General features: G+C 53.0%; 12 protein-coding genes and 4 tRNA genes. All 16 read right to left on the minus strand.

Translation table 11 applies throughout. The annotated features are described in order from the left end of the window. Positions 1 to 133 precede the first annotated feature (133 nt). Positions 134 to 210 (minus strand) — tRNA-Pro (locus tag GW590_RS22855). 62 nt (positions 211 to 272) lie between these two features. After that, positions 273 to 359 (minus strand) — tRNA-Leu (locus GW590_RS22860). Positions 360 to 407: 48 nt separating this feature from the next. Beyond that, a tRNA-His gene (locus GW590_RS22865) sits at positions 408 to 483 on the minus strand. A 65-nt stretch (positions 484 to 548) separates the two neighbouring features. Next, positions 549 to 625 (minus strand) — tRNA-Arg (locus tag GW590_RS22870). A 154-nt stretch (positions 626 to 779) separates the two neighbouring features. Continuing rightward, complete coding sequence (gene thrP / locus GW590_RS22875; protein WP_169405389.1) at positions 780 to 2,153, minus strand: bifunctional threonine/serine APC transporter ThrP; 1,374 nt, start codon at positions 2,151 to 2,153, stop codon at positions 780 to 782. A 282-nt stretch (positions 2,154 to 2,435) separates the two neighbouring features. Continuing rightward, a complete protein-coding gene (wecG, locus tag GW590_RS22880; RefSeq protein WP_169405390.1) occupies positions 2,436 to 3,173 on the minus strand; it encodes a lipopolysaccharide N-acetylmannosaminouronosyltransferase in 738 nt (245 codons plus the stop codon). Further along, positions 3,170 to 4,555: an ECA oligosaccharide polymerase gene (gene wzyE, locus GW590_RS22885; RefSeq protein ID WP_169405391.1), complete on the minus strand. Its 1,386-nt coding sequence runs from the start codon at positions 4,553 to 4,555 to the stop codon at positions 3,170 to 3,172. Before wzyE ends, wecG begins: the two co-directional genes overlap by 4 nt. Further along, positions 4,552 to 5,637 (minus strand): TDP-N-acetylfucosamine:lipid II N-acetylfucosaminyltransferase, encoded by a 1,086-nt coding sequence (locus tag GW590_RS22890; RefSeq protein ID WP_169405392.1) that lies wholly within the window; start codon positions 5,635 to 5,637, stop codon positions 4,552 to 4,554. The genes wzyE and GW590_RS22890 overlap by 4 nt, the downstream gene beginning before the upstream one ends. After that, entirely contained in the window at positions 5,634 to 6,884 is a 1,251-nt protein-coding gene (gene wzxE, locus GW590_RS22895; protein ID WP_169405393.1) for a lipid III flippase WzxE, read from the minus strand. The genes GW590_RS22890 and wzxE overlap by 4 nt, the downstream gene beginning before the upstream one ends. A 1-nt stretch (position 6,885) precedes the next feature. After that, positions 6,886 to 8,016: a dTDP-4-amino-4,6-dideoxygalactose transaminase gene (gene rffA, locus GW590_RS22900; protein ID WP_169405394.1), complete on the minus strand. Its 1,131-nt coding sequence runs from the start codon at positions 8,014 to 8,016 to the stop codon at positions 6,886 to 6,888. A gap of 4 nt (positions 8,017 to 8,020) precedes the next feature. Beyond that, positions 8,021 to 8,728 (minus strand): dTDP-4-amino-4,6-dideoxy-D-galactose acyltransferase, encoded by a 708-nt coding sequence (gene rffC / locus GW590_RS22905; protein WP_169405395.1) that lies wholly within the window; start codon positions 8,726 to 8,728, stop codon positions 8,021 to 8,023. Positions 8,729 to 8,766: 38 nt separating this feature from the next. Further along, complete coding sequence (wecC, locus tag GW590_RS22910) at positions 8,767 to 10,065, minus strand: UDP-N-acetyl-D-mannosamine dehydrogenase (RefSeq protein ID WP_169405396.1); 1,299 nt, start codon at positions 10,063 to 10,065, stop codon at positions 8,767 to 8,769. Then, complete coding sequence (gene wecB, locus GW590_RS22915) at positions 10,062 to 11,192, minus strand: non-hydrolyzing UDP-N-acetylglucosamine 2-epimerase (protein ID WP_169405397.1); 1,131 nt, start codon at positions 11,190 to 11,192, stop codon at positions 10,062 to 10,064. Before wecB ends, wecC begins: the two co-directional genes overlap by 4 nt. A 94-nt stretch (positions 11,193 to 11,286) precedes the next feature. Next, positions 11,287 to 12,351: an ECA polysaccharide chain length modulation protein gene (gene wzzE / locus GW590_RS22920; RefSeq protein WP_169405398.1), complete on the minus strand. Its 1,065-nt coding sequence runs from the start codon at positions 12,349 to 12,351 to the stop codon at positions 11,287 to 11,289. A 101-nt stretch (positions 12,352 to 12,452) separates the two neighbouring features. Continuing rightward, complete coding sequence (wecA, locus tag GW590_RS22925) at positions 12,453 to 13,544, minus strand: UDP-N-acetylglucosamine--undecaprenyl-phosphate N-acetylglucosaminephosphotransferase (protein ID WP_169405399.1); 1,092 nt, start codon at positions 13,542 to 13,544, stop codon at positions 12,453 to 12,455. Positions 13,545 to 13,933: 389 nt separating this feature from the next. Then, on the minus strand, positions 13,934 to 15,193 hold the full coding sequence (gene rho / locus GW590_RS22930; RefSeq protein WP_169405400.1) for a transcription termination factor Rho: 1,260 nt from the start codon (positions 15,191 to 15,193) through the stop codon (positions 13,934 to 13,936). Positions 15,194 to 15,403 lie beyond the last annotated feature (210 nt).

Raw genomic sequence — 15,403 nt, forward strand, 5'->3', positions numbered from 1 at the left:
GCACCGTTGGGGTCGTAGCGGGCTTGCCCGCCGGAGCGCCCCTAGGTGTGCTATGCCCGGGTATCTCGATCATCAAGACGACTTTATCATCAAACAAAAAGCCCCGCATTGCTGCGGGGCTTTTTGTTTGAATTGGTCGGCGAGAGAGGATTCGAACCTCCGACCCACTGGTCCCAAACCAGTTGCGCTACCAAGCTGCGCTACTCGCCGATGTACTGCTTTTACAACCTGTTGTTCTGCTATCGTTTCATAGCTTGCCAAATCATTTTGCGTGGTGCGAAGAGAGGGACTTGAACCCTCACGTCCGTAAGAACACTAACACCTGAAGCTAGCGCGTCTACCAATTCCGCCACCTTCGCACTGTCACAAAATATTCGGTCTTTCTCAACACTTTCAAGGTAAGAAAGTGGGGTGGCTAATGGGGCTCGAACCCACGACAACTGGAATCACAATCCAGGGCTCTACCAACTGAGCTATAGCCACCATTGCTACTTCTTCACGTACAGAAACTACCACCGCAACTCTTGCGCAAAACTGACCGAAATCAATGGTGCGCCCGACAGGATTCGAACCTGAGACCTCTGCCTCCGGAGGGCAGCGCTCTATCCAGCTGAGCTACGGGCGCGTAGCGCCGTTGCGGGTGGGGATACTACGGTTTTAATGCCATGCTGTCTAGTGCTTTTTAAAGGAAATGTTGCGTTTGATTACGCTTTGTCCATTATGCGCTAAAAGTAGGCATCTCACCCTTCCCCACCCTGTCTATTAACGGATCCGATTGATTATTGGCTACGACGGTTCATGCCCAGCGCCAGGTAAATCACCGAAACGGCAGCGATAAAAATGCCGCCAACCAGCAAAGAAACCCGGGTATCGTCATTCATTGCCATCCCCACCAACACACACAGCAAGAAAGCCAGGGTCAGATAGTTGGTATAAGGGAACAGAATGGATTTAAACGGATGACTGGCCAGCGCAGCGCGATGAGCTTCACGAAAACGCAGTTGGCTAATCAGCACCACAAACCACGGCACCATACCCGGTAATACGCTGGCGCTGTAGACATAGACAAACACCTGCTCTGGGTTGGGGATCACATAATTAAGGCATGAGCCGACCAGCAGACAGAGTATGGTGACGGCAATACCGTACACCGGCACACCGCTGGCTGATACCTTGGCTAAACAGGCCGGCAACTGACGGTTGTTGGCCAGGGCATAGAGCATACGTCCACAGCTGTACATACCGCTGTTACAACCAGAAAGCGCAGCGGTCAGCACCACAAAGTTGATAATACCTGCCGCAGCAGTAATACCGACTTTGGCGAAGGTCAGCACAAACGGGCTACCGTGGGTGCCCATTTCATTCCATGGGAAGATGGTGATGATAACAAAAATGGCACCGACGTAAAAAATCAGGATGCGCCATAAGATGTTGTTGATGGCACGCTTAAGGGTGACCTGCGGGTTTTTGGCTTCACCGGCGGTGATACCGACCAGTTCGACCCCCTGATAAGACGCCACCACAATACAGAGTGCAAACAAAAAGCCTTTCCAGCCACCGGCAAAAAATCCGCCGTGTACGGTCAGGTTTTCAAAGCCAATCGCCTGACCATGGTTGCCAAGGCCAAAGAAAATGACCGCCACACCGACAACAATCATCACGATAATGGTGGTGATTTTGATCAGCGCAAACCAGAACTCCATTTCGCCATACAGCTTGACCGCCGCCATATTGGCGCTGGCAACGATAGCCACGGCAATCAGCGCCGGGATCCATTGCGGTAGCTCAGGGAACCAGTATTGGGCATAAACCCCAATGGCGGTGATTTCTGATATGCCCACGGCTATCCACATAAACCAGTAGCTCCAGGCGGTCAGATAACCGAAATAGGGGCCAAGGTATTTATGGGCATAAACGGCAAAAGAACCGGCTACCGGCTCAAGATGCAGCATCTCGCCCATGGAACGCATAATAAAGAAGACAAAAACCCCGGCCAAAATATAAGCCAGCAATACCGAGGGACCGGCCCACTTAAGCGTGCTGGCTGCGCCCATAAACAGTCCAACGCCAATAGTCCCACCCAGGGCTATCAGTTCGATATGACGGGCTTCCAAACCCCGATGGAGTCCCTTTTTCTCTTCGCTACTTGACATAAATCCTCTGTTTCTCAGTTTGTTGTGCTTGCTCTTTTTTCCGGGTTGCCCGGAATATTATTGTTATGGCCCACGGTAAGGGCTGTTATACCCAGGTCATGTCAGCCGCATCGAGATATGCCAGTGCCACGACCGAGGGGATAAAACGGGCGGTATGGTTTCGTATTTTGCCGTCAGTTGCAAACAGGATTACGCAAATTAATGGATCAGCGGAAAATATAAGCGAAACAATGGCGAGAGAGGATTAGCGGCCCGGGGATTTTCCGGACCAGGCAGAGTAGCTTACAGGCGACGCGTCAGGTAATAGAACAGATATTTGAGCAGCTTAAGCTGACGTGGCAGGCGAGCAGGTTGATGCAACAAACGATAAAACCACTCCAGTCCCCAGCGCTGCCAGATTTTGGGGGCGCGCTTAACCACGCCAACAAACACATCATAGGTGCCGCCAACGCCCATATATAAAGCTTCGGGGTAGATTTTACGGCAATCGTGCATCAGGATCTCCTGACGCGGCGAGCCCATGGCGACGGTAACAATCCTGGCGCCACTGGCCTTGACCCGCTCGAACAGCGACTCACGCTGGTCAGGCATAAAATAACCGTTCTGGCTGCCGACAATATTGACTTTCCAGCGCGCCCGCAGCTGTGACTCGGTCTGCGCCAGCACGCTTTGTTGTCCGCCAATCAGAAACACCGGTGTTCCCAGTTGCCCTGCGCGCTGCATGATCTCTTCCCACAGGTCGGCACCGGTCACCCGCTCGACCTGCGCCTGGGGATATTTGCGCTCAATCGATCTGACAATGCTGATGCCGTCGGCATATTTATAGTCGGCTTCCTTGATCAGCGCCCGTAATTGGGCATCGTTCTCTGCCGCCAGCACTTTCTCGGCATTAATGGCGATTAAGGTTCCGCTTTTGACTTCATGCTCGCTAATCAGATGATCAAGGCATTGCGCCATATTACGAAATCCCCGCAAATCTATACCACGAATGCTATAGCTGGGGATGGGAGTTGCACTCATTGTTTTCCTTTATCGCGCGCGTACGGCTCTGTCGCGATCGGCGCATCCATCTCGGGCAATCGGGCAGAACGCACTCTTATTAATCCGGCTCGATCAAATAACCAATACAACAGTTTGGCGACGAGCAGACAAAGGCCAAAAACCACCGCAAAAAACAGCAGCCGTGAAAAGAAGGCATCCACACCTTCTCGGGCCAAGACAATCATATTGAAGACGGCACCGAAACAAAAGCTTTGCAGGATCGCCCCTTTATAAGGGTTAAGGCTGTTTTTTCCCAGGGCGTAGAGCCAGTCAAACCATTTGATAATCAAGCCGACCGCCACGGCACCGAGGGCAATAAACCACACGCCGCCCATCACCACCAGCGAGCCAATCAGCGTCGGTGATATCGCCAACCCCGAATGATTGTCCAACAGGTCCCAGGTGAAGTAGTTGGCGGTATTGAGCACCGCTGCCGGTCGGCCAGGCCACAGCCAGGCGGGAATAAACACGTAAAAATCACGAATAATCGGTGCCAGCCCCTGAAAGCTGATCTTGTCATAGTTTTGCAGTAACAGGGCGAGATTTTCCCACGGCGAAAAGGTATCGCGGGTCAGATAGAGGAAGGTATAAAAGGCTTCCGGGCCGCTAACGTCGAGGTTATAGCGTTTGAGCGCCAGCCAGAACATGGCCAATATTCCCATCACTCCGGCGACCAACAACATCCACAGGGTGATCCAGCCACGGATAATGCCAATAAACAAAAACAGTGCAAAAGCGATAATGATATTGGCCCGGGTACCGCCAACAATCATGTAAGTCAGCAGACCAAACCCCAGAGTGGTAGCCAGAAACATCAACCAGCCGCGGCTGTTCTGGCGTAAAAAATAGACCACCAGCATCGCCGGTATAAAGAAGTAAAAGAAACGCTTAAGGGCCACCGCAGAAACAGTGCTGGAAAAAATCTGGCTATAGGACGTCAGAGTAAACAGCAAAAAGCCGTTGTGCATAAAGAAGATCGCCAGCGTCACCCAGGCCACCAGCGCCATCAGTAGCCAACTGAGGTGGGTTTCTACCCGGTTCATGGTAAAGAGCTCGCGAGCGGGGCCTTGCCGGGGTTTGCGCAAACGCGTTTTATAGGCCACATAATAGAGAGCATAAAAACAGGTGGCGGAGAGCATCGCTTGCAGCAAATAGGCCGCGGGTACCACGTTAACGTCAAATTCAAACACCAACAGACAGGTCAGTGGAAAGCCGAAGTAAAAGGTCAGCAGATAGAGCACGGAAAAAAACAGGTTAAAGCTAAACCTCACCCGCCGGAACTCCCGGTAGGTCAGGGTCAAAATAAACAGCAGCGACAAGGCGTAGACAACGCTCAATCCACCGAACTGTGCCAGCGTCATAATGCCACTCCCGCAGCCGTTGCTAATGCTTGTACCCAACCCTGAATATAGTTCGGGCTAAAGAACAGAATATTCTGGCGATCGGCGTTGAGCAATTGACGGCGCGCCTCCACCAGCGTCGCGGCATCAAGCTCGTCCCCGTAAAATAGCACCGGTAGCTGCTGTTCGGCCATATCTTGCCAGAAGGGATTTTTGCGACTTAAGACAAAGGGCACACCAAACTGGATCAGCAGGCAAAGGGTGCCAATCCCCTGCTGGCGGTCAAAGATAAAATAACCGACGGCGCAGCTTTTCAACATCTGCAAATAGTCACCAAAAGCCATCGATTCGGTGAGGAGTTGTACGTTCTGCGCCGGGAACAGCGCCAGGGCTTGCTGCCTGACCCGGGCGATATAGGACTGATTATTTTCCGGGTAACCCATCGGGATCACCACTTCTAACTCGCTGCCCCACTGTTGATGCAGGGCACGCAAAGCCTCGATATGACGATTACTGGCATCCCCGGAGTTGCCCACCAGCACCCGTGGTCGGCCTGCGGGCGGCGGTGTATCGGCGGGGAGGGTCAGCGCGGGATCCATCCGCGTCGGAAAGTAGAGCAATGATGCTGGCACCTGCGGATGACGCTGTTGGTAGAAGGCAAGATCGCCACGAGTGGCAAAAATATGCCCCACCCATCCCTGCGCCAGACGGCGAAGCCAGTAAAACAGCCGATACTTCAGGCCGCTGGCGGTTTCATAGAGATCGGCCCCCCAAACATGCCATAGCGCTTGCCGGGGTTTGATTTTGCCGCTAAGCAGCGCCAACCAAATGGCGGCATTAAACTGCCCATGGAAAAAGAAACGGCACTGCCTGTCGGCCTGCGCTTTGGCGACCACCGCCTGCGCCAGCGATTTTCTGTCGGCAAATACCGCAATCTCCAGAGGGTGAAAGGCGCTAAACGCCTGCGGATCGCGGCTGACCACCATAAAATGCCGCACCTGCTCGGCGGGGATATGGTTCAGCAACACCTCATTAAAGAAGCGCAACAGAGTCTGGTTATGGTGTGGGATATCAGATCCCAGAACGTGGATCAGCCTGGTCATGCTCGCCTGCAGTAAATAACAAAAATGATAGCGCACAGGGCAAAATAAATAATATAGGTGGCCATATAAGCCTGTGCCGCTCCCAGTGCGCCATGAAGTGGGATCAACCAATGAGAAAACAGCGTTAACATAAGAAACTGGCTGATCTCGGTCAGCAGGTAAAAGCGCAGCGAAGCCTTGGCGATCACCAGGTAACCAAAAATATAGGCGCTGACTTTTAGCACATCCCCCACCAGTTGCCAGGCGAAAAGATCGCGCATGGCGCTGAACTGCGCGGTAAACAGCAGGCTAATGGCCAGGTCCCGCAGCAGCCAGACCGTAAAGCTGGCAGCGGCCACCACCGGCAATACAAATTTCAAGGCGTTGACGATCTCGCGGGCTATCTGCTCTTTACGCTGTAGTCGGGCCAGCGTCGGCAGTAAATAGACGCTAAAGGAGGCGGTGATAAACTGCAGGTAGGCATCGGAAATACTACTGACCCCCTGCCAAATCCCCACCGCCTGCCAACCGTCGTGCGCGGCCAGCAGATTACGCATCATCACGTAGGCCACCGGCAGCGTCACTGAGGTGATCACCGCCATTAGAGTAAATTTGGCCAATTGACGGGCAATGGCCGCGTCCCATCCCGGCTTCAGCCAGCGCAGCGAAAAAGTCGGATGGCGCAACAGCCTAAACCCGGCGGGGATCACTACCAGCGCAGGCACCAGCGCAAAACCGGCCAGCGCGCCGCGATAGCCACCGAGGGTAAAACAGAGCCAATAGGCCAGCAAGCCGATCAGGCTGCCGCCGATCACCGCCAGCGCATTGCCTCGCGCATCACGATAGCCTTTTAAAATCGCCTGAAACAGATTGGCATAGGCGATCCCCATCTGGATAAAGGCTACTGCCCGCACCACGGTCTGATAATCAGGGTGACCAAATAACAGCACACTGACAGGGGCGGCAGCGCCGAGCAACAGCACTGCCAACAGGGTGGAGAAAACCAGGATCAGCGTCGAGGCTGTCGCCAAAGCCGCTTTTAATTTTGGCGGCTGCTGCTGGTACTCGGCGACATATTTGGTGACGCCGTTAAATATCCCCGCTCCGGAAAGCACGCCCAGCACAGTGATCAACTGACGAAAATTACCCGCCTGACCGACACCGCCGGGACCAAAGGCAACGGCCAGTAATTTGACCACCAGCAACCCGGCTGCAATTTTTATCAGCGTAGAAGCGGCGGTCCAGAGTGATGCTTTCGCCAGCGACATATCAGGCGAAAAAACTCAGCAGCGTGGTAATCACCGTTTTCTGCATCACATCACTCATATTGTAAAACAGTGGCAGTCGCACCAGTCGACTGCTTTCCTGGCTGGTATAGATGTCCTGGCCACAGAAACGGCCAAAGTTCTGGCCCGCCGGGGAGGAGTGCAACGGGATATAGTGGAATACGGTGAGGATCTCCGCCTCTTTCATATAACTGATCAAGGCATCGCGCGTCTCGACGTTGGGCAGCCGGATATAAAACATATGTCCATTGTGCGTACAGTGAGGCGCCAGCGTCGGCAACAGTAAATATCCGCCGTCCTGTAAAGGCTGCAATGCGCGTTGATACTGTTTCCACAGGCCCAGACGATGCTGATTGATTTCCTGCGCCACCTGCAACTGAGCCCACAGATAGGCCGCCTGCAGATCCGACATCAGATAGCTGGAGCCAATATCACGCCAGGTATATTTATCCACCTGACCGCGAAAGAACTGGCTACGGTTGGTGCCTTTTTCGCGGATGATCTCGGCACGCTCCACCAGCGCCGGGTCGTTAATCAGGGTTGCCCCTCCCTCGCCACCGGCGGTGTAGTTTTTGGTTTCGTGAAAACTAAAGCAGCCGATATGGCCAATCGTCCCCAACGCCCGCCCTTTATAGGTCGACATCACTCCCTGCGCCGCATCCTCCACCACATAGAGATGATGCTTTTCGGCAAGCTGCATAATGACGTCCATCTCACAGGCAACGCCGGCGTAGTGCACCGCCACAATCGCCCGCGTTTTGTCGGTAATGGCCGCTTCAATCAGGGTTTCATCCATATTCATGGTGTCGGGGCGAATATCGACAAAGACAATGTGCGCGCCACGCAGCACAAAGGCGTTGGCGGTGGAGACAAAGGTATAGCTGGGCATAATCACTTCATCGCCCGCCTGGATATTCAGCAAGATGGCCGCCATCTCAAGGGACGCGGTACAGGATGGCGTCAGCAACACTTTCGGGCTGTGGAAGTTTTTCTCAAACCACTGTTGGCAGCGGCGGGTAAATCCGCCGTCGCCGCAAAGCTTGCCGCTGCCCATCGCTTGCTGCATATAGTCCAGTTCGCTGCCAACAATCGGCGGGGAGTTAAAGGGGATCATAATATTACCTGTACAGCCAGTAGGCTGAATGAGTCAGCACACCGCCGCATGTTCGATAGAGGTTTAACGCGGCAATATTGCCGGTTTGCGTGGCGACCTTGAGCTGCGCAATATTGTGCTCCCGGCACCATTGCCAGGCGGCGTGGATTAATTGCTTGCCAATACCACGGCCGGTTGCCTGGGGTTGCACCGCCAGCAAGCCGATCCGGGCGCTATGGTTCTCGTCGGCACGCAGGGTAACAAAGCCCAACAGTTGCCCATCCGGTGCGTTAAGCAGTAAACAGTGGCTATCGAAGGTACCAAGAATGGCTTTTTCTGCCCACAGCGCATAGAAGCGGCCGGCATCTCGTGGTTGATACCAGGGAGCACGAAAACGGCTTAGCTGAAAGGCACTGCCCGCCAGTTGGCTGACCCGCACAATATCTTGCGCCACGGCCAGCTGACAGGAGGTCACCGGTATGGCGGCATCAGGTACATTCAGCGCAAAATCTATCTCGCCTTCGACCAGTTGAAAACCAAGATAATACAAAGCGTCCAGCGATGAGCTATCTGCAGCCGGGACTTTAACCTGCACCAAGGGGTAGGCACTCAACGCTTTGCGCGTCAGCAGCGGCCCGGCAGAGTCCAGCGTCAATTTCGCGGTGGGTTGGAAAAAAAACTCGCTCTCCCATTGCAGATAATCAAGTTGCCCGTGAATTGCGTCATTGTTCATGGTTCCCCCTGAGCTTTTGCAGGCCAATAACGGCAGACTTAACGCCACACACCTTTGGTATCGACGACCCAGTTCTGTGCGATCTGCTGACTCGGGATCAGCTTGAACTGCGTATGGTCAACCAGCATCACCAGCAAATCGGCATGGGCCAGGGCGTACTCCAGCGGCTGCAAAGTGACTTTGTCTGCCAGCATGGCGGGCAACCGGGTGACATTAGGTTCAATCGCCCAGGTTTCACCGGCATGCCAGTCGGCAATCAGTTGCGTCACTTCAACCGCCGGGCTTTCGCGCAAGTCGTCAATATTGGGTTTAAACGCCAGGCCAAAGCAGGCAATCTTGATATCGGCTGCACGCTTGCCGGTAACGGTCAGGCAATCGGCCAGCGCCGCTTTGACTTTATCCACCACCCAGAACGGCTTATGGTCGTTGACTTCCCGCGCGGTATAAATCAGACGGGCCAGATCGGGGTGCTGAGAAACAATAAACCAGGGATCGACGGCAATGCAATGTCCGCCGACGCCGGGACCAGGCTGTAGAATATTCACTCGCGGATGACGATTGGCCAGCCGGATCAACTCCCAGACGTTGATGCCTTGCGCATCGCAAATCATCGACAGTTCATTGGCGAAGGCAATATTCACATCGCGGAAGCTATTTTCGGTGAGCTTACACATTTCGGCAGTGCGGCAGGTGGTGATCACGCATTCGCCCAACAGAAATACATTGTAGAGTTCACTGGCGCGCAGCGAGCACTGCCGGGTCATGCCGCCGATCACCCGGTCATTTTTTATCAGCTCAACCATCACCTTGCCGGGCAACACGCGTTCCGGACAATAGGCAATATTCACATCCGGATTTTGCGTCTCCTGTTGGGGAAAACGCAGGTCAGGACGCTGTTGCGCCAGCCACTCGGCCATTTTTTCGGTAGCCCCGACCGGCGAAGTGGATTCGAGGATAATCAAATCCCCTTTTTTTAATACCGGAGCCAGAGAAAGCGCCGCCTGTTCGACAAAGGCCATATCCGGTTGATGGCCGTCCTTGAACGGCGTGGGTACGGCAATTAAAAACGCATCGGCAGGCTCAGGTCGCGTCACGGCCCGCAGATAGCCCTGCTCGACGGCGTTCTTTACCAGGCTATCCAGCTCGGGCTCAACAATATGCACTTCTCCGCGGTTGATAACGTCCACGGTGTGTTGGTTGATATCAACACCAATAACGTGCTTTTGGCGGGAGGCTAATGCCGCCGCCGTCGGCAAGCCGATATACCCCAATCCGATCACCGAAATGGTTTGGAAGGAACGACTCCGACCAGGGTTATCGATCTTTGATAGGGTCATGATGTTACTCGGTGGTTCTTTAAAGCAGCCAAAATCCGGCTACAGGCGTGGCCGTCGCCATAGGGATTATGGGCGCGGCTCATGGTGTGGTACGCCTCGCTATCGCTTAACAATGTGGAAACTTCTCTGACGATGGTCGCTGTATCGGTGCCCACCAGCTTAACGGTTCCGGCATCAACGGCTTCTGGTCGTTCTGTGGTATCACGCATCACCAGCACGGGTTTACCCAGCGATGGCGCTTCTTCCTGCACGCCGCCGGAATCAGTCAGGATCAGATAGGCCCGGTCCATCAGATAAATAAAGGGTAAATAGTCCTGCGGCTCGATCAACACCACGTTATCGATACCCTGTAAAATACGCTGCACCGGTTCGCGAACCTGTGGATTCATATGCATCGGATAGAGGATCTGCGCTTCGGGATGCTGGCGGGCAATTTGTGCCAGGGCGTTGCAAATACGCTCAAAACCGCCGCCAAAGCTTTCACGACGGTGGCCGGTCACCAGGATCAGTTTCTTTTCCGGGTCGATAAAACTAAAGTTATCGGCAAAATGGGCAACGCGTTCCGGCGAGTAGGCAATCAAATCGCGCACCCACAGCAGGGCATCAATCACCGTATTGCCGGTAACCACAATCCCGCTCTCGTTGATCCCTTCACGCAACAGATTACTGCGCGAGGTTTCCGTTGGTGCAAAGTGCCAGTTGGCCAGATGTCCGGTCAGGCAGCGATTCCCCTCTTCCGGCCATGGCGAAAGCAGATCGCCGGTACGCAGGCCCGCTTCAACGTGGCCGATAGGAATTTGCTGATAAAACGCCGCCATGCTGGCGGATAGCGTGGTGGTGGTATCGCCATGCACCAGCACCACGTCCGGCTTAAACTCTTCCAGCACCGGCTTGAGTCCGGTCAGGATACGGCAGGTGATCTCCGTTAGTCCCTGACCAGGCTGCATAATATTAAGGTCATAATCCGGCTTGATAGCAAACAGCTGTAAAACCTGATCCAGCATTTCTCGATGCTGGGCGGTAACACAGACTCTGGAATCAAAGGCATTATCCTTAGCCAAAGCATGCACCAGCGGTGCCATTTTAATCGCTTCCGGCCTGGTACCAAAAATCGTTAATACTTTCACTGAGGCACTCCCTTATTTGACAGACGCAGCGATCTCCTGCGGAGCGGACGCATTATGGGCACCCGGTTATTTATCACTATCATTGGCTAATCGTTTATTCGGCAGCAGTCGGTCGGCAGCGCACCAGCGCCACTCCGGCACCGATCAATCCCCCCACCACGCCCCACATTATCATGAGAAATACGCGGCGCGGACTATCACGTTTTACCGGTTCTTCCGGCGTGCGCAGATAGCGGTAGGTCTGGAATTTTTCATTCAGCACCGGTCCGGCATTGAGCGTCGCCAGCATGGCTTTGTTCTGATCGTAATCAATATCAAAACCGGGGCCGGAAGCTTGCAATAACTTTAATCTCGCCTGCAGCATCGGCGTTCCCAGCAAAAACATATCGGGATCCGGCAGTCGATTGGGGGCGGCATCGGTCATGCTATGGTCTATATTCTGTTGCTGAGCAATCTTCAAAGCCTGCTGAGTGTTATTAAGCTCACGGTTATAAATGGCCGTCGCCACCGCTTCCTGACGCTTGACCTGGGCATTCATCGATTGTGTGCGAGCCGCCCAGGCACCCTGGATCTCTTCATAGAGATGCAATGCAGCGCGCTCGCTGGCGAAATCAATATACTGCCGCAGCAACTGATTGGCATCAGCGGCAGTTTCTGCAGTCAGTTTGATGCTGTCGTTAAGGACTTTTTTCTCATCGCGGGGGGTAAACTGGATCGCATTAATCAGCTGATCGAGCAGCAGGGCATCGCCACGGTCATCGCCGGTTTTGCGCTGAATGTAATAGGGGTCTGCCAACCAAAAATCACGTCGTGTATCATACGAGGCCAGTTGCATAACAAATTCATTATAGGCACCGTCAGAAATCGAGGATTGGTCAGTGGAAGGGATAAGGGTATTTTTGGCATCCAGATTACGCAGGAACTGCTCCTGAGAGAAATAAGACGCCAGATTATTGACCGTCGGTTTATCGGTGATCGCCGTCGAACTCCACTCCTGCTTCATCAGCAGGGTAATCAGCAATGCCGCCAGAGCAAATCCCAGGGCCAAACCTATAACCCAGCCTTTCCCCCGCCATAGCGTCCGGCACAGTCCGCGAATATCCAGCTCATTATCCAGAGCGAGATCTCGCCTTGCAGGCGTTGACTCTGATCTCATCATTCTCACCAACTCGTTGAACAAATAAGTTATAGCAGCGCTCACCTTTCAGCAGACTGTCACTCTCCCGCCGCGCTTAGGGTGGACCATCAGGGCAGGCAACATTAGTTAGCAGGGTGACGGCGCAGCCTTCTTTTAATGCGCTTGATAAAGCGCGCCACGCGCCAGGCTCGTTTTATGCAATAACCATAGAGCATGAAAGCCAACAGAAACAGCGCAAGCATCAGCCATTCAGGCACTTTAAGATGTTCGCCCAACACGCCAATGGCGGCAAGCAGCGCTGCGGCCAGGGTGATCAGCACAAACGCCTGACGGGAAGAGAATCCGGCGCGCATGATCAAGTGATGAATATGTTGCCGGTCAGGGGAGAAGGGACTCATCCCTTTACGCAAACGGCGATACATGATGGCAATCATGTCCATCAGGGGAATGGCGATCAGCCACAGGGCGGTCACCGGGACCATTGGATGCGGAAAACCACGGGTGCTTTGCGTACTTTGCAGCAGGATCCAGATAACGGTAAAACCAATCAGGGTACTGCCGGCATCGCCCATAAACACTTTATAGCGGCGGCCAAAGACACCGAGATTCAACAAGATATAAGGCACTATCGCCGCAATAATGGCAAAACACCACATCGCCAGCACATAGTTACCCGAATAGAGCATCACAATGCCGATGGAGCCAAAGGACACGCAGGACAAGCCGCCAAGCAAGCCATCGATACCATCGACCATATTAAAGGCGTTTATCGCCGCCCAGACGGCAAACAGCGTTACCAGATAGCCAAAGGGACCAAGTACCAGCGGAAAGGGGCCCATAATTTGCCCGAGATCGTGCAGCATCAGATCGCCATGTACCATCATCACTACGGCAACCAGCGCCTGAATAAAAGCACGGATTTTTACACTGATATCGAATTTATCGTCAAGCGCACCGACAAATACTAATAATCCGGCACAGCCAAGATACATAAGGTTATGCGGGATCTGCGACTGACTGATAAAGAAAGTAAAGCAGATTGCGGCATAGACAGAAATACCACCGACCAAGGGAATTAAGCCTTGATGGCGTTTGCGGAAATCCGGTTTATCAACTAATCCTATTTTTTTGGCGACCTTCCTGGCCAAAAACAAAAAGACAAATGAAAACAAGAAAATAATGACAAGTTCAGTACTCGTAGTGAGTAAATTCACAGTTAACACGTCTCTGCATTAATGATAAATCGGCATAAATGATAAGGCAGCTCGGTCTGGAGTGTGGCAGCCGTCATAATAACCTCACGGTCTTTTTTCCCTTAATCCTTCATTCATACAGCGGATTCACTGTCTGCATGTCCAAAGCTGTCGGGTATAATCATATCCCATTGTGAAGATTCGGATTATAGCGAGCCTGTTGATTTATTCCGCAGGATCCTTCCTTTCTGTTTTTAGTCAGCGATAAAATACTGAACGATGCCGGTTTTGGCTATCGGATGTTATCTGATACTGATGTCAAAGACGCATAATCACAACACATCGTAGCGACCAAAAGCAAAAAACGCCACGTCTAAGCGTGGCGTTTTTAGAGATTTACGCGCGTAAAATTACGAACGCTTCATCATGTCGAAGAACTCATCATTGGTTTTGGTCATGGCCAATTTATTCATGAGGAATTCCATTGCGTCAATTTCACCCATTGGATGGATAATTTTGCGCAGGATCCACATTTTCTGCAGTTCTTCCGAGGTGGTCAGCAGCTCTTCTTTACGGGTACCGGAGCGATTGTAATCAATTGCCGGGAACACACGTTTCTCAGCGATTTTACGCGCGAGATGCAGTTCCATGTTACCTGTACCTTTAAACTCTTCGTAAATAACTTCGTCCATTTTCGAACCGGTATCTACCAGCGCGGTAGCGATGATGGTCAGGCTTCCGCCCTCTTCAACGTTACGTGCCGCACCAAAGAAACGTTTTGGACGATGCAGGGCGTTGGCATCAACACCACCGGTCAGCACTTTACCTGATGCCGGTACCACGGTGTTATAGGCACGAGCCAGACGAGTGATGGAGTCGAGCAGGATGATCACGTCTTTTTTGTGCTCAACCAGGCGCTTGGCTTTCTCGATGACCATTTCGGCAACCTGAACGTGGCGAGAGGCCGGCTCGTCAAAGGTCGAAGCAATAACTTCACCTTTGACCAGACGCTGCATCTCGGTCACTTCTTCCGGACGTTCATCGATCAGCAGAACCATCAGTACGCAATCTGGATGATTGTAAGCGATGCTTTGCGCGATATTTTGCAGCAGCATGGTTTTACCGGCTTTCGGCGGTGCCACAATCAGACCACGTTGGCCGCGGCCAATAGGTGATGCCAGGTCAAGTACGCGCGCGGTCAAATCTTCGGTTGAACCGTTACCGCGTTCCATACGCAAACGTGAGTTGGCGTGCAGTGGAGTAAGGTTTTCAAACAGGATTTTACTGCGGGCGTTTTCTGGTTTGTCGTAGTTGACTTCGTTAACTTTCAACAGGGCAAAATAACGTTCGCCTTCTTTTGGCGGGCGAATTTTACCGGAAATGGTGTCACCGGTACGAAGGTTGAAGCGGCGGATTTGGCTGGGAGAAACGTAGATATCGTCGGGACCTGCGAGGTAGGAGCTGTCTCCGGAACGGAGGAAACCAAATCCATCCTGCAATATCTCGAGAACACCGTCGCCGAAGATATCTTCTCCGCTTTTGGCATGCTGCTTCAATATTGAAAAGATAATGTCTTGCTTACGCATGCGGGCCTGGTTTTCCAGTCCCATATTTTCGCCGAGTGTTATCAGGTCAGAAACCGGCGTATTCTTTAATTCGGTAAGATTCATAATGGTGGGTTCTTAAACTCGGGGTATGTCTCGAAAATCTGTCGTGAATGGGGAAGGCAGGGTCATCCATGCCTGTTTATATGCCCTTCATCCTTCAAGACGCAGGGGTGTTGGCTGCCTTTACTCACCCCAGTCACTTACCGGAGTAAGCTCCGGGGGATTCGCTCAGTTGCCGCCTACCTGCATCTAGAATGCTTTTGGGTAATACCC

The sequence above is a fragment of the Rouxiella aceris genome, from assembly GCF_012933545.1.
Classification (GTDB): domain Bacteria; phylum Pseudomonadota; class Gammaproteobacteria; order Enterobacterales; family Enterobacteriaceae; genus Rouxiella; species Rouxiella aceris.

Excerpts from the sequence above, each read along its gene's own strand:
- thrP (WP_169405389.1), bottom strand. The coding sequence starts at position 2,153 with ATGTCAAGTAGCGAAGAGAAAAAGGGACTCCATCGGGGTTTGGAAGCC.
- wecG (WP_169405390.1), bottom strand. The coding sequence starts at position 3,173 with ATGAGTGCAACTCCCATCCCCAGCTATAGCATTCGTGGTATAGATTTG.
- wzyE (WP_169405391.1), bottom strand. The coding sequence starts at position 4,555 with ATGACGCTGGCACAGTTCGGTGGATTGAGCGTTGTCTACGCCTTGTCG.
- GW590_RS22890 (WP_169405392.1), bottom strand. The coding sequence starts at position 5,637 with ATGACCAGGCTGATCCACGTTCTGGGATCTGATATCCCACACCATAAC.
- wzxE (WP_169405393.1), bottom strand. The coding sequence starts at position 6,884 with ATGTCGCTGGCGAAAGCATCACTCTGGACCGCCGCTTCTACGCTGATA.
- rffA (WP_169405394.1), bottom strand. The coding sequence starts at position 8,016 with ATGATCCCCTTTAACTCCCCGCCGATTGTTGGCAGCGAACTGGACTAT.
- rffC (WP_169405395.1), bottom strand. The coding sequence starts at position 8,728 with ATGAACAATGACGCAATTCACGGGCAACTTGATTATCTGCAATGGGAG.
- wecC (WP_169405396.1), bottom strand. The coding sequence starts at position 10,065 with ATGACCCTATCAAAGATCGATAACCCTGGTCGGAGTCGTTCCTTCCAA.
- wzzE (WP_169405398.1), bottom strand. The coding sequence starts at position 12,351 with ATGATGAGATCAGAGTCAACGCCTGCAAGGCGAGATCTCGCTCTGGAT.
- rho (WP_169405400.1), bottom strand. The coding sequence starts at position 15,193 with ATGAATCTTACCGAATTAAAGAATACGCCGGTTTCTGACCTGATAACA.